This window comes from Ciceribacter ferrooxidans (assembly GCF_004137355.1).
Lineage (GTDB): Bacteria > Pseudomonadota > Alphaproteobacteria > Rhizobiales > Rhizobiaceae > Allorhizobium > Allorhizobium ferrooxidans.
In genome coordinates this window covers 1-251 of sequence record NZ_SDVB01000208.1, presented here as the reverse complement: position 1 = coordinate 251, position 251 = coordinate 1, and the positions used below count along the sequence as shown (strand labels likewise).

The following is a 251-nucleotide window of genomic DNA, read 5'->3' as shown; positions in this document are numbered from 1 at the left end:
AACATTTTCTTCTCGTCGGCAGTAAGCTCGTCCCAGTTCTTGAGCAAATCGTGAGGCCACGGCGTCATCTGTGCGTCCTGCGGAATCACTCCTAGCTTTTTCTCGTTGGCGAAAATGGTGTCGCGAAGTTTGTTCCAACCCTCATCGAACAAGTGCATCTCATGGATCTTGTCCACCCATTCCTTGGTTGGGTGATGCGGCGCATGCGTCCCGCCCGGGACGTAGTAGCAGAAGAACGGCTTGTTTGGGTC

The 251-nt window shown here is 53.8% G+C and carries 1 pseudogene; it reads right to left on the bottom strand.

What is annotated here, in order from left to right:
• Positions 1-251, bottom strand: a pseudogene (locus tag EUU22_RS10305) (arylsulfatase); the annotation flags it as partial.